Origin of the sequence: Paenibacillus sp. FSL H7-0357 (assembly GCF_000758525.1) — a bacterium.
Lineage (GTDB): Bacteria > Bacillota > Bacilli > Paenibacillales > Paenibacillaceae > Paenibacillus_AQ.
In genome coordinates this window covers 4,870,922-4,884,116 of the sequence record NZ_CP009241.1, presented here as the reverse complement: position 1 = coordinate 4,884,116, position 13,195 = coordinate 4,870,922, and the positions used below count along the sequence as shown (strand labels likewise).

The following is a 13,195-nucleotide window of genomic DNA, read 5'->3' as shown; positions in this document are numbered from 1 at the left end:
GTAGAAGAATAAATAAGATTAGTAGTCTGGAATCCATCTAGTATAACTGAATATTTTGGCGCATTCAACCATATATTAACAGTTTTAAATTTGGTATATTCTTTTCATTCCATCCAAGTAAGCACAGAGAAAGGAGTATACACATGCAGCAAAAAGTTATTGAAATCATAGCGGAAATCAAGGAGGATCCAGCGTTGTTGCAAACGCTTGACGGCAGCTCCGATTTGACGATTGACGCTGCTCTGGATTCTCTCCAGATTATTAATTTTATTCTTAGGATCGAAGACGAGTTTAATATCGAAGTTGATTTCGATACCTTTGATCTGGAGCATTTGAAATCGGTAGACCGTTTCACGGGTTATGTTGCCGGACTTACCGGACAATGAAGACTACGGTGCATTGCGGCAGCTTTGAGTCGGAACGGTACTGGCGGGAGAAAGACCTCGCCGCGCTGCCTTCCATTCCCGACCTGAGCGGGATGTCCATTGTGCAGGCTATGGATGAAATGCTGTTTGTATTCTGCGGCAGCGGCGATGTTCTGCTGACCCGTTACGGCATGAACAAAGCGCAGGTCGATTATTTGCATTCCCTCGGCTACGCATTCACTACCAATGTGTATCCGATGACATTGCAAGAGGAAGGTGCTGCGCAGGAGAGTCTGAATATATTTGAGCTGCTGGACAGACTGGACCCGGAAGGCCCATTAGCCAGGATGATACCCGGGGGAGCGTCGCTTTCCCCTTTTGCCGTGCTTCCCGGAACACAGAATGCCCTAAGGCGCTACCGCCTTCAGCCCGAACTGCCGGACGAGCAGACGGTTCGCAGCGTGAACACCAAATCCTACTCGATTGCGATGCGGGACCGATTGTCGTTGCCGAACGTAGGATTAGCAGTTGACAGCGTCCAGGAATTGCTGAATACCGGGCTGCAAATGCTGAAGAAGGGCCCATTCCTGATCAAGGATGAGTATGGTGTTTCCGGCAAAGGAAACCAGCTGGTAGATTCCGAGCGGACCCTGCGCAGAATTGCCGGGTATCTGGAATCCGGCAGGAATAAGGAGAAGCGAATCCGTTTTGTACTGGAGCGGCTGCTTGACCGCGAAATGGATTTCTCCTGTCAATTTCACATTGATCAAGCAGGTGCAATCTCCATTGTGTCTGTGCAGCAACTGGTGAACAACGGGTTTGCCTTCGGAGAATCACAGTCTCCCGGCAAAGCGCTGCTGGATAGGCTGGAGCAGGAGAATTATTGTGAAATCATGCACAGTATAGGGAGAAATCTCTACAAGGATGGCTATTATGGCGATGTCTGTGTGGATTCGATGCTGCTGCGCGACGGCTCAATCGCGCCTCTGGTCGAGATTAACGCACGGAAATCGATGAGTCTGATCAAGCACAGCGTAGACCGGTATCTGAACCGGGAAGACATCCATACAGTTCTGATTCAGGTCCCGCTGGTTTCTATGGGGCAAGCCTCTTATGAAGTGCTGCTGCAGCATTTGGAGCAAGCGAATATTCTGTTCTTCGCGGAAAACGGGGAAGGCGTGATTCCTTTAACTTCAAAAACGCTTCATCCGCCGGGCAAGGAGCACTCCGCAGGCACCAAAGGCAAGCTGTATGCGGCACTTGCTTACCGCGATACTGCGCATAAGAAGGAGCTGTCGGTCAAGCTGGACGAGGCGCTGCAAAGCAGCGGATATACTATTTTGCGGAAATGAAGGGAAGCAGCCAATGAAGGATACAGTGACAATACTATGTTCTGGCTTTGGGCTGGGCTTTTATGTCCCTGGCCTGCTGATTGAACGGGCGCTGAAGGTTTTGGGAATCAAGGCGGAGGTGGAGGTCTTCGAAACCTTAATGTTTGAAGATAAGAAGAAGACGACAGATAACAGCCGCAAAGCTTACAGGGAGAATTTTGCCGTGGCGCTGACTTCGCAAAAAATACCGGGGGATATCCGCAACAGCCTTGACCCCACTGTGGTTAAAGCTCTATTTGAACGTTGGCGCGGGGAAGGAAGGCAGCATTTCATTACACTCTCCGGACACTGGGTTCATGTACTGGATATGTACCGGGAAACGGCGGCTTATGAAGTCTTGGCCGATTTGCTCTATATCGATGCGGACCTCTCTCCTTCCTGGAAGAACCTCCGCAGACTGAACCCCGGGTATGCGCAGGGCTACCATGAAGTGAACATGTATGACCTTGTGAATCGGAAGGTGCTGTGCAGAATTGACACGGGTATCGAGCCGCTGCCCATGACAGCAAGGAATGGCCGATTGGTTGTGCATGGCGGAGGTTGGGGAATCGGAACATTCCGCGAGAAATTTGCTGAGCTGGAGGCAGCGGGCTACCTGCTTGATATAGCTGCTTACAGCAATGAGGAGATCGGCGAAGAAATCCACGGAAGACATTACTATATGAATGACCCGCAGTGGAGGACATGGCTCCGTGACAGCAGCGGACACTACAGCTTCCCTCCTTTTGCCAAGGTGAGCGGCAGCGGGGAGAACCGGTTCCCGACTTGTCAGAATTATCCAGAAGGCATGTATGGTGTTATCCGCCAGGCCTCTGCAGTCATCAGTAAACCTGGTGGTGGTGCCTTGGTCGATTCACTGTCTTCCGGGACTCCGCTCGTGCTGCTGGACCCGTTCGGTCCCCACGAGCAAATCAACAGTGATCTCTGGGTCGGGCTTGGCTTCGGTATCCGTTATGAGGAGTGGAAGCAGGCTGGCTTTGACCGTGAACTGCTGCGGAGGTTATCGGAGAACATCCTAACGTCCAGAGAATGGTATCCTGATTATGCCAAAAGCTATGCAGAACGTCTGTATGCAGCAGAAGGGAGAAACTAATGCAACCAAGCAGCAAAGTAGCGCTGGACGCCAAGTCCTTTGAAGCGCTGAAACGCACCATCAAAAATGTAGTCGTTCCTCATAGAGAGCGGAAGCTTGATCCCGGCTTCAAGACGGTGATGCCGGAAATTATGTCGCTCAAGCTGACCAACCGTTGTAATCTTCGTTGCAAGCATTGCTATCAGTGGAATGAATCCGGCTATCACCATGATATGGACAAGGCCGAACAGAATCTCGACATGAGGCTGGACATGATCAGCGAACTGCTGGAGGAGACCGATGAAGCACAGTCCAGGCTGTACTTGTGGGGCGGAGAGCCGTTGTTTCACCGCGATACACAGCAAATTCTGGAGCTGCTCAAGGCGCATCCCAGAGATACGACGATTTGCACCAATGCCCTTCTTCTCTCTAAATATGAAGAGGAGCTGTGTGCGATCTCGGACAATCTGGAACTGCTGATCCCGATTGAGGGCTTCGAGGAAGAACATGATCTGTTGCGGGGGAAAGGCTCTTTTCAAAAAGTGGTCGAGGCTGTGGACCGGCTGCTTGCCTTGCGGGAGCAAGGGAAGTTCAGAGGCAGAATATCGGTGCATAATGTGATCAATGACAATATGATCGGCAAGCTATACGAAATGGTGGAATACTTTGAGCAAAAGGGTGTCGATCTGGTGCTGCTCTGCTTCCCCTGGTATATATCCAGTGAGACCAGTCTGGAAATGGACCGGTTCTATGACGAGCGCTTCCAATGGCTTGCCGAGCTGAGCCCGGACCACCGCAGCAGCTGGCATGCCTTCAAGTATCATATCAAACCTGACAATGTGGTCAGGCTGACGGAAGACCTGAAACGGATCAATGCCCACACCTGGAAAAATACCCGCATCCGTTACCAGCCGGGACTGGACTTCGATGAGATTGAGGATTTCGTGGCCGGCAAGCCGATGGCGTCCCGCAGCACCTCGAAATGTCTGGCGCTTAGCACCCGGGTCGATATTGCCCCGAATGGCGATGTGAGCGCCTGCAAGTTCTTTTCTGAGTTGTCCATCGGCAATGTAAACGAACAAACGTTAACGGATATTTGGAACTCCGAGCGTTATGACCGGCTGCGGCGGATTCTGGATGAAGGGTTGTCCCCGGCCTGCTCCAAGTGCAATGTGCTGTACCTGAATACCTATTCGGCACTGACACATGTATGAGGACTGAAGGCGGGACACACTCTTACAGGCTCGGCATTCTCGGTGCTTCGAATATCGTCAGGCCTGCCCTGCTGGAACCGGCTCGTTATGTTGATGGTATTACCGTATCCGCTATTGCCAACCGCACCACGGAGAAGGCGGCGGAACTGGCTCACGCATACAACATCCCCCAAGTTGCAGGCAGTCTTGAGGCGTTGCTGGAAATGAAGGAGCTGGATGCGGTATATATCGCTCTCAGCAACGACCTGCATGCAGAGTGGGCCCTCAAGGCACTGGCGGCTGGCAAGCATGTGCTGGTCGAGAAGCCAATTGCCTTGACTACCGCAGAGGCGGAACAATTGAGGACGGCTTCGGCACAGCCTGCAGCTCCGAAGCTAGTCGAAGGCCTGATGGTGGCCCATCATCCTTGGCAGCAGGCGCTCAAATCCATCATTGATTCCGGTCAATATGGCCAGTTGCGCAGTCTGAAGACCCGCATAACCATTCCTGCCAAGGACCAACATTCCGGGAATTACCGCAGCATCAAGTCAAAAGGCGGCGGTGCCTTTGCCGACCTGGGCTGTTACTGGCTACAGTTCGTGGAGAACATAGTGGGGCTTCAACATGTGCAAATCTCCGGGCAGTCGAAATTTGACGGTCCGGACGGCTGCGACTGGACCTTTCAGGCATCGCTTAAGTATGACAGCGGGCTGGATGCGGAATGTCTGATCTCCTTTGAACTGCCTTACCGCGCCTCGCATACCCTTTATTTTGATCAGACGGTGCTGACGGTACCCGATTTCTTACGGCCGCTCAAAGGATTCTATCCTATGAAAATACGCCATGATCTGCCGGATGACCGCAGCACAGTTCAAGATTTTGAACCAATGAATTATTACGTGAACCAGCTTCGAGCTTTCGCTGAAATAATGGACGGGACCCGTGAGGCTGGACTGGTGCGTTCCTTGGAACGGGTAACTCTTCAATCGCGAATGATGGCTATGGCCGAACAGGCCTGGAGCTATAGGTAAATAAGAAAACAGTCTGCATCCGGTGGCCAGAACCTGGTCTAGGGATCAGACTGTTTTTTGTGTGCGGATTAACGGTCTGACAAGGGAGGCGGCTGGTCTATCCAGTTGCGCTCATTGTTCTTTACATAGATCCCCAGTGCCTGGTCAGAGGAAAGCCCGGGGTTGTGGAAAGAGAGCATCATCGCTGCAAACCGTGTGCTTTTATTGACATTCGGATTAAGCAGAAGCTCTGTAGCCCGCTGTTTGAAATCCTCTGGTTTGTGCGGCGCGGTCTCGACCGTATCAAGCAAGGCCTTGTGGCAGGGGAAGAGCATACGGTTATAGGCCAGGATCATCCGCCCGCTGTAAAATACCAGATTGCTTACCGTATGCGCCATTAGATAGGCATCGTTATTTTTGGCGGCTTCCTTAGAGAAATAAAAAGCATACAGATGAATCTGCGCGCTGAAGTCCTGCAAATTGCGCTCACGGTTCTCTTCGGGATAAATAGGGATTCGAGCTACAAGACGCTCCAGTTCAGGTATTCTTGAGAAAAGTACTTGCGAACCGGTAAATGCATACCGTGTCGCCTCGTTACCGCGCTCAGCGGCCAGCTCCAGAAAGCGGAGATTAATCACCTTCACATCCACGTACCCGCCTTCATAGGTGCTGGCCTCCCGGTCCACATAAGACAGGTTGTTGTTTCTTGCATGCGCTTCGTAGGATTCATCAGTTACCAACAGATGGACATCCACATCGGAAGTTTCCTTCGCCCGGTCCCGGGCAACCGACCCAGAGGTGATGACCGCCAGACATGAAGCGTCAACTTTCAGCTTGTTCACGAAATTCTCCATTGTCTGTCTATGGTGTTCCAACATCAGGTTCATCCTCTCTATATTGTTTTTGCTCTATTAAGCGTAACGATTACCGCGCTTAGCGGCTATGGTCAATGAAGACATCTATTCATCCGCAGTGAGTAATAATTTCGCTTGCATTGGAGTTAACTCCAAGGAGTAAACTACATTTGAAGGAAACAATATCTATGGGGAAGTGGGGAACAATCAAATGGAATATGTGAAACTCGGAAATACTGGTTTGGATGTCTCTCGGCTATGTCTGGGTTGTATGAGCTTTGGTGAAGCAGAACGATGGGTCCATCCATGGGTCCTTGATGAAGAGCGGAGTCGTCCCATTATTAAACAAGCTCTGGAGAATGGGATCAATTTTTTTGATACAGCAAATGTATATTCAGACGGAACAAGCGAGGAAATCGTTGGACGGGCTTTAAAGGATTATGCTAATCGAGATGAAATTGTCCTGGCGACGAAAGTTCATTTCCGGATGCATCAAGGTCCAAACGGTGCCGGACTCTCCCGAAAGGCGATCATGAGTGAAATAGACAAGAGTCTCAAGAGACTGGGAACAGATTATGTGGATCTATACCAGATTCACCGCTGGGATTTCAATACTCCCATTGAAGAAACGATGGAAGTCTTGCATGATGTTGTCAAGGCCGGGAAGGCAAGATATATTGGTGCTTCTGCCATGTTCGCTTGGCAGTTTCTAAAGGCATTACATGTAGCTGAGAACAATGGATGGACTAAGTTTGTATCCATGCAGAATCATCTAAACCTCGTATACCGTGAAGAGGAGAGAGAGATGCTGCCGCTTTGTAAGGAAGAAAAAATCGCTGTGATTCCATATAGCCCACTTGCATCAGGGAGATTGACGCGTGATTGGTCGGAAACCACACATCGCTCCGAAACCGACCAAGTCCAGAAATCTAAATATGATGCGACTGCGAATACGGACCGGTTAATTGTAGAGAAAGTTGCAGCAATCGCAGAGCACCGTGGTGTTCCCCGCGCTCAAATTGCACTTGCCTGGGTGTTGCAGAAAGCACCAATAACAGCCCCGATTATCGGTGCCACGAAAATGTCTCACCTTGAAGATGCCGTAGCCGCTCTTTCCATTAAGTTAACAGCTGAAGAAATTGCGTCGCTGGAAGAGCCATATGTTCCACATCCGGTAGTGGGTCCTATTTCGATGTAATGATAAAATTGCAAGCTATGAACAGACAAAGACACTAACCTGCGTTAGTGTCTTTTGCTAGCTAAGGGTGATTTCAATACTGGAGATACTTTTTGTCTTTCTTTTGCTGTTCCTGGGATTTCCAATGACGACTCGAAACCAACTCTGAACTAGTAGGAAACTCTATACGTATTTGCAAGACTCTCAACAGTTTTACTGTTTTTAAGTGTCTTTCTTATGGGGCACAGTATACTTCGGATAAGCCTGAGTTTATTCACCCATAATACCCACTTGACTAGGGGGAATAATAGGTTTATAGTATGAAAAAAGCTTGAAAAACAGAGACGTGTTTTAAAATAATCTTCTATTTAATCTATTAAATTAATAATTGTATACAATTATACAAATATATTTAAAGCCACTCTCAATTTATCGATGAGGAGCAATAAAGGTATGGTGATACGATCACGAAGGTTGTCAAAGGATAATACCTATTATGCATTAAAACAAAAAATTATTGATAGTGAGTTAGAGCCGAATCAAGCGGTAAATGAAGAAAATTTGGCAGCGTTGCTCGGGGTCAGCCGGACTCCTTTAAGAGAGGCCATTCAGAGATTGGAGAATGAGGATTTTCTCGTTCGTCAGCCGAATGGAAGGTTGCGGGTAGCCTCCGTAACTATCAAAGAGGTGGAAGAGGTATTTCTGATTCGCAGCATGCTTGAAGGCTATATTGCAAGAAGTGCAGCTAAGCATGCTACAGATAAAGATATTCTACATTTAACGACGATGATGGAGCGAATCAAACATTCCTTCCAGTTAGGTGACAAACAGGATTTTGTATCCTATGGCTTTGAGTTCCATGATTATTTATCTGAAATAAGCGAACTTAGAACCTTTGAGAAAGTTCTGAATCAATTAAGAGATCATTCGCTTCGCTACTGTCGCTATGTCACCATGCATGGAGATTGGAACACACAGGCGGATGAAGAACATAATTATATCCTGCAAATGATCGCTGACAAAAATGAAGATGGTGCAGAAAAAGCAATGAGGGATCATATTCTAAGCAGCTTATCTACTGCGCTTGCGCGAATCAAAGGGCTGGAAGAAAACGAGATAGACCATATCGGTCCATAACGAAAGGGGATTACTTCACCTATGAAGCCACTGCATAAGATTGATCAAGCTTTAGCTAGTCAATTGATAGAGGTTCGAAGAAACCTGCATCGAGAACCAGAGCTGGCATATGAAGAGTTCAGAACAACAAAGAAACTGCGGGAATGGCTGACATCTGCCAATATACATATTTTAGACCTCCCTTTAGAGACTGGACTTATCGCAGAGATTGGACAAGGTGACGGGCCTGTTGTGGCCATTCGCTGTGATATTGATGCACTTCCGATAGAAGAACAAACAGAATTACCTTTTGCCTCAGAGATTCCAGGGAAAATGCATGCATGTGGACATGACTTTCACACTGCTACCATCTTAGGCGCTGCTTTGTTGCTGAAAGAGCGTGAAAGTGAATTGCCGGGAAGAGTTAGAGTGTTGTTCCAGCCGGCAGAAGAAACAGGACACGGGGCGGAAGGTGTCTTAGCATCAGGAGGCCTCAAGGATGTAACAGCTATATTCGGTTTACATAACTCACCAGACTTGCCAACAGGATCTTTTGGAACGAGATCGGGAGCTTTAACGGCAGGTGTTGACCGGTTTGAAATCACTGTAAAAGGCGTTGGCGCTCATGCTGCTACTCCGGAAAAAGGTGTGGATTCAATTGTGACCGCTGCGCAAATTGTTACAATGCTGCAAACCGTCGTAAGCCGCCAAAATAATACTTTAGAGCCGGTTGTGTTAAGTGTTACCAGAATTAACGGAGGCTTCACATGGAATGTATTGCCGGAAAAAGTTGAATTAGAAGGTACGGTACGTACTTACAATGAAGAGATCCGCCGCCAGATTCCTATACAAATGACCCGAATTATCGAAGGGATTGCTGCAGGAGCCGGGGCTGAGGCGCAATTGCATTGGTATCCAGGCCCGCCAGCAACTATCAATCATGGGGACTGGGCTGATTTCACCAAGGAAGTCGCCTTAGAAGCCGGATATGATGTGCATGATATCCCGCCGCAAATGGGGGGAGAAGATTTCTCATACTATTTACAGCAGATACCGGGTGCATTTGTAAATATCGGAACAGGACCGGCTTATGCTTTGCATCACCCCCGATTCGATGTTGATGAGGCAGCTATACTGCCTGCCGCTAAATATTTTGCTTCATTGGCAGAGCAAGCACTTCAGAAGCTGCAAGAGAAGGCTTAATCCTATAGATTGAACTTGAAACTTGAGGGAAGAGAGCGGAGCGGCGGAGGGGAATTTTGGAACTGTAGGAGCGATAGCGACCGCCTTTGTCTTCGGATTTCATCCGCGAACAGCGGTCATAATCAAGAAATCCGAAGACAACAGCGGCCGGAAGTCCAAACATTACCCGTAGTTGCGACTGAACCTTTACTCTAAACTTTTCAGTTCAATCTTAAATCTACAATATGATTGAGGGGAATGAACATGATTGAATTAAAGAATGTGTACAAAACATTCACTCGCAAAGATATTACGATTGATGCTCTGCAAGGGATCAATTTAAAGGTTGAAAAAGGCGATATATTCGGGGTTATCGGCTATAGTGGTGCGGGAAAAAGCACATTAATCCGTTTAGTCAATTATTTGGAAAGACCCACAAAAGGACAGGTTCTAGTAGCCGGGCGTGATTTGGGAACATACAACGATAAAGAGCTGCGGGCGGCCAAGAAAAATATCGGCATGATTTTTCAACATTTTAACCTGTTAGAATCTAAAAAAGTATTTGATAATGTCGCGATTCCTCTCGTTCTGTTGAAAAAGAATAAAGATGAAATCCGCAAGCGGGTACAGGAGCTGCTTGAGTTTGTCGGATTAAGTGACAAAGCTGGAAGTTACCCGAGTGAATTATCAGGTGGACAGAAGCAGCGGGTCGGGATTGCCAGAGCGCTTGCCTCGAATCCGTCTATCCTGCTGTGTGACGAAGCGACTTCTGCCTTAGATCCACAGACAACACGATCTATTTTACAGCTTTTGAAAAAAATCAATGCGGAATACAACATTACGGTGATGATCATTACGCATGAAATGTCTGTCATTCAAGAGATTTGCAACAAGGTGGCTGTGATGGAAGAGGGGCGGATCATCGAGCAAGGAAGCGTGCTGGATGTATTCGGTCAACCCAAACATGAGACCACGCAAAATTTTGTGAAAACCGTTATTCAAAACAGCATGACGTCCAGTGTTCAAAAATCAATAAAAGCAGAACATGGAAGTCTGCTCTATAAACTTAATTTTGTTGGTGAAAGTGCATCTGAGCCCGTTCTGTATGAGATGATTCGTTCTTCCGAGATAAAGGTCAATATTTTATTTGCGAATATGACAGAGATTCAAGAAACGACACTCGGAACAGTGATCATTCAATTAAATGGAGAGCAATCAGAGATTAACAATGCCTTAGCTTTTCTGAAAAGAAGCGGAGTCGGTGTAGAGGAGGTAGAATCTTATGTTTTCGACCACAGTAACAAGTGAACAATTTATGCAGGCCATAATAGAAACGATTCAAATGGTAGGGTTCTCCTTGTTTCTTGGTTCCCTGCTCGGGATTCCAATCGGGATATTGCTTGTAATCACTCGTCCAGGCGGTGTTTTGGAGAACAAAGCCCTTTACGCCATCATAAATCCGATGATCAACATCATTCGCTCTCTACCTTTTATTATTTTGCTGGTTGCGATTGTTCCGTTTACACGGGCCATTGTGCATACTTCGATTGGGACAAGCGCAGCGATCGTACCGCTGATTATCTATATCGCGCCTTATATAGGACGTTTGGTAGAGAACTCGCTGCTTGAAGTGAACCCGGGAATTCTGGAAGCCGCAGAGGCGATGGGGGCTACTCCCTTTCAAGTCATCTGGTACTTTTTGTTGCCGGAAGCGGTCGGATCCTTAATCCTGTCATTGACAACAGCAACGATCGGATTGATAGGTGCAACTGCAATGGCCGGAACAGTAGGCGGCGGCGGAGTCGGCAACTTGGCCATAGTCTATGGATACCAGCGATTTGACACCGTAGTCGTGGTAGCCACCGTTCTTATTCTCATCATTTTGGTGCAAGGCATTCAATCTTTAGGTAACAAGCTGGCAAGAAAAATTCGCCGCTATTAGTTATTACAGAGACATGGAGGGATTGGCAGATGAGTGAATGGAGTAAGCAAGATCGGTTTAAAGCAATATTGTCCGGAGAACGGGCGGATCGTCACATTGTCAGCGGATGGCGTCATTTTATTGACAAGGAACAAAATGCGGATGATTTAGCAGCAACAACGATTTCTTTCACGAAAAAATATGATTGGGACTGGGTCAAAATTAATCCTAGAGCAACTTATTTAGCTGAAGCTTGGGGTAATCAGTATGACTTTACGGATTATCAGACTGTCTTTCCAAGACAGAAGACGACTGCTATTCCTACAGCCGATAACCTGTGGGATCTCGAAGTGAAAAAGGCAACCCAGACTGCATCTCTGCAGGAGCATTTAGAGGCGGTCAGAAAAATTCGTCAAGGGTTACCGGACACTCCGCTAATCCAAACCGTATTTTCGCCATTAACGGTGTTGCTGTTTATCGTAGGGCGTTCTGCATATGTAACAAAAACAGTGTTTGGCATTGAGCAGCCTGTTACTTTGGAATCGTTGTTTAAAGAGCATAGAGCGGCAGCACACCATGCGTTACATGCTATTTCATTAACCTTAGCTGATTATGTGCAAGAGTTGCAGCATGCGGGTTCAGATGGTTTGTTCTACGCGGTGACAGGTACAGCACATCCGGGATTATTTGATGAAGCGATGTTCGATGAGCTGTCCAGACCCTATGATTCTATTGTGTTGGAGGCCGCAAGTTATGGAAAAAACATCCTTCATACCTGTGGAGCCCATGCAAAGCCGGAGAAATTCAATGATTATCGTATTGATGGGATCAGCTGGGATACTATAGCCGAAGGCAATCCAGGTTTAGAAGCGAATCTTAAAGCTACTAAAGTAGGCGGCGTTGATCATGGATTGTTTGCAGAAAACAATTTAGATCAAATTCAAAAGCAGGCGAAGGAAGCTTTGACGTTAATGAAAAACCAGCCTTTTATTCTCTCGCCAAATTGTGCGATCCCGCTAAATGTTACAGATGAGGCGTTAGAACAACTAAAAAACTCAGTATTTGAATAGGAGATGAAGGTAATGAAAAAGTTAATGTTAGTAATGTTGATAGGTGTTCTGGCGGTGTTAACAGCCTGCGGCAATAAGGAAGCAGAAAGTTCTGGAGATAAAAAGAAGCTTACCGTTGGATTCGGTGTCGGAACCTATGAGGAACAATTCCGTCAATCGATTCTGCCGATCCTGGAGAAACAAGGCTATACCGTTGATATTAAAACCTTCTCGCAAAACATGCAGGTTAATCCGGCGATGAAGGAAGGCTCCATTGATGCGAGCATATTCCAAAGCACAGCTTACATGGAAGCCATTAATAAAGAAATTAATGCAGACATGACAGGAATTGCTTATGTGCCAGGCGCTCCACAAGGTCTTTATTCCGTAAATCATACTACTCTTGACGATGTTAAAGATGGTACAACGGTGGCGGTTCCCAACGATCCGGTTAACCAGGAGCGTGCACTGCGTATTCTGGAGGAATTGGGCTGGATCAAAATTAAAGAAGGAGCAGGTGTAGCAGACTTCAACATTAACAGCATGGAGCCGGATAAGTATAATATTGATATTAAAATTTTGGACCCGGCGCAAATTCTGGTTTCCCTTCAAGATGTGGATTATGGTGTTGTGAACGGTAATTATATTGCGAATTCACCCGACAGAAAGATTACGGATGCACTCAAGATTGAAAACACGCCAATGCAACACAGAATCATCGTATCGGTTAACAAAAAGGATGAAAATTCGCAGTGGGCCAAGGACTTGAAGGCTGCCTATGAATCCAAAGAGTTTGAAGAATATATCCTTGGAATCGAGAAATATGATGGTTTCATTTTGCCTGAAGCATGGAAAAATAATTAAG

Annotated in this window: 13 protein-coding genes; 12 read left to right on the top strand and 1 reads right to left on the bottom strand. The window is 47.1% G+C overall.

Annotated elements, in window-relative coordinates; genetic code table 11:
• Positions 1 to 143 precede the first annotated feature (143 nt).
• The 5 genes from H70357_RS21335 to H70357_RS21315 are packed head-to-tail and all read left to right on the top strand — an operon-like array spanning position 144 to position 5,052.
• Positions 144 to 386: an acyl carrier protein gene (locus H70357_RS21335; RefSeq protein WP_038593838.1), complete on the top strand. Its 243-nt coding sequence runs from the start codon at positions 144 to 146 to the stop codon at positions 384 to 386.
• Positions 383 to 1,717, top strand: coding sequence for an ATP-grasp domain-containing protein (locus tag H70357_RS21330; RefSeq protein ID WP_038593835.1), 1,335 nt, complete (start codon positions 383 to 385; stop codon positions 1,715 to 1,717). Before H70357_RS21335 ends, H70357_RS21330 begins: the two co-directional genes overlap by 4 nt.
• A gap of 13 nt (positions 1,718 to 1,730) precedes the next feature.
• Complete coding sequence (locus H70357_RS21325) at positions 1,731 to 2,849, top strand: glycosyltransferase family protein (RefSeq protein WP_038593832.1); 1,119 nt, start codon at positions 1,731 to 1,733, stop codon at positions 2,847 to 2,849.
• Positions 2,849 to 4,042, top strand: a complete 1,194-nt coding sequence (locus H70357_RS21320; RefSeq protein WP_038593829.1) for a radical SAM/SPASM domain-containing protein — start codon at positions 2,849 to 2,851, stop codon at positions 4,040 to 4,042. Before H70357_RS21325 ends, H70357_RS21320 begins: the two co-directional genes overlap by 1 nt.
• Positions 4,039 to 5,052, top strand: coding sequence for a Gfo/Idh/MocA family protein (locus H70357_RS21315; protein WP_038593826.1), 1,014 nt, complete (start codon positions 4,039 to 4,041; stop codon positions 5,050 to 5,052). The genes H70357_RS21320 and H70357_RS21315 overlap by 4 nt, the downstream gene beginning before the upstream one ends.
• Before the next feature lie 68 nt (positions 5,053 to 5,120).
• Here the strand turns inward: H70357_RS21315 and H70357_RS21310 are convergent, their stop codons facing one another.
• Positions 5,121 to 5,873, bottom strand: coding sequence for a nucleotidyltransferase domain-containing protein (locus H70357_RS21310; protein WP_156130917.1), 753 nt, complete (start codon positions 5,871 to 5,873; stop codon positions 5,121 to 5,123).
• A gap of 223 nt (positions 5,874 to 6,096) precedes the next feature.
• On the opposite strand from H70357_RS21310, the gene H70357_RS21305 reads away from it, so the two are divergent.
• The 7 genes from H70357_RS21305 to H70357_RS21275 all read left to right on the top strand — a co-directional run bounded on the left by H70357_RS21305 (position 6,097) and on the right by H70357_RS21275 (position 13,194).
• Positions 6,097 to 7,083 carry an aldo/keto reductase gene (locus H70357_RS21305; protein ID WP_038593818.1) on the top strand — a complete coding sequence of 329 codons (987 nt, stop codon included), beginning with the start codon at positions 6,097 to 6,099 and terminating at the stop codon, positions 7,081 to 7,083.
• Between the two features lie 432 nt (positions 7,084 to 7,515).
• The gene (locus H70357_RS21300; RefSeq protein WP_038593815.1) at positions 7,516 to 8,199 is read left to right on the top strand and encodes a GntR family transcriptional regulator; all 684 of its coding nucleotides are present in this window, start codon (positions 7,516 to 7,518) and stop codon (positions 8,197 to 8,199) included.
• A 30-nt stretch (positions 8,200 to 8,229) separates the two neighbouring features.
• A complete protein-coding gene (locus H70357_RS21295; RefSeq protein WP_442950479.1) occupies positions 8,230 to 9,381 on the top strand; it encodes an amidohydrolase in 1,152 nt (383 codons plus the stop codon).
• 243 nt (positions 9,382 to 9,624) lie between these two features.
• Positions 9,625 to 10,668, top strand: coding sequence for a methionine ABC transporter ATP-binding protein (locus H70357_RS21290; RefSeq protein WP_038593809.1), 1,044 nt, complete (start codon positions 9,625 to 9,627; stop codon positions 10,666 to 10,668).
• The gene (locus H70357_RS21285; RefSeq protein ID WP_038593806.1) at positions 10,643 to 11,302 is read left to right on the top strand and encodes a methionine ABC transporter permease; all 660 of its coding nucleotides are present in this window, start codon (positions 10,643 to 10,645) and stop codon (positions 11,300 to 11,302) included. Before H70357_RS21290 ends, H70357_RS21285 begins: the two co-directional genes overlap by 26 nt.
• 29 nt (positions 11,303 to 11,331) lie before the next feature.
• A complete protein-coding gene (locus H70357_RS21280; protein ID WP_038593803.1) occupies positions 11,332 to 12,351 on the top strand; it encodes a uroporphyrinogen decarboxylase family protein in 1,020 nt (339 codons plus the stop codon).
• Between the two features lie 3 nt (positions 12,352 to 12,354).
• Complete coding sequence (locus H70357_RS21275; protein WP_331281736.1) at positions 12,355 to 13,194, top strand: MetQ/NlpA family ABC transporter substrate-binding protein; 840 nt, start codon at positions 12,355 to 12,357, stop codon at positions 13,192 to 13,194.
• Position 13,195 lies beyond the last annotated feature (1 nt).

Coding starts and splice junctions, on each gene's coding strand:
- H70357_RS21275 (WP_331281736.1), top strand. CDS start 12,355: ATGAAGGTAATGAAAAAGTTAATGTTAGTAATGTTGATAGGTGTTCTG.
- H70357_RS21290 (WP_038593809.1), top strand. CDS start 9,625: ATGATTGAATTAAAGAATGTGTACAAAACATTCACTCGCAAAGATATT.
- H70357_RS21315 (WP_038593826.1), top strand. CDS start 4,039: ATGAGGACTGAAGGCGGGACACACTCTTACAGGCTCGGCATTCTCGGT.
- H70357_RS21335 (WP_038593838.1), top strand. CDS start 144: ATGCAGCAAAAAGTTATTGAAATCATAGCGGAAATCAAGGAGGATCCA.
- H70357_RS21285 (WP_038593806.1), top strand. CDS start 10,643: ATGTTTTCGACCACAGTAACAAGTGAACAATTTATGCAGGCCATAATA.
- H70357_RS21300 (WP_038593815.1), top strand. CDS start 7,516: ATGGTGATACGATCACGAAGGTTGTCAAAGGATAATACCTATTATGCA.
- H70357_RS21330 (WP_038593835.1), top strand. CDS start 383: ATGAAGACTACGGTGCATTGCGGCAGCTTTGAGTCGGAACGGTACTGG.
- H70357_RS21305 (WP_038593818.1), top strand. CDS start 6,097: ATGGAATATGTGAAACTCGGAAATACTGGTTTGGATGTCTCTCGGCTA.
- H70357_RS21320 (WP_038593829.1), top strand. CDS start 2,849: ATGCAACCAAGCAGCAAAGTAGCGCTGGACGCCAAGTCCTTTGAAGCG.
- H70357_RS21280 (WP_038593803.1), top strand. CDS start 11,332: ATGAGTGAATGGAGTAAGCAAGATCGGTTTAAAGCAATATTGTCCGGA.
- H70357_RS21325 (WP_038593832.1), top strand. CDS start 1,731: ATGAAGGATACAGTGACAATACTATGTTCTGGCTTTGGGCTGGGCTTT.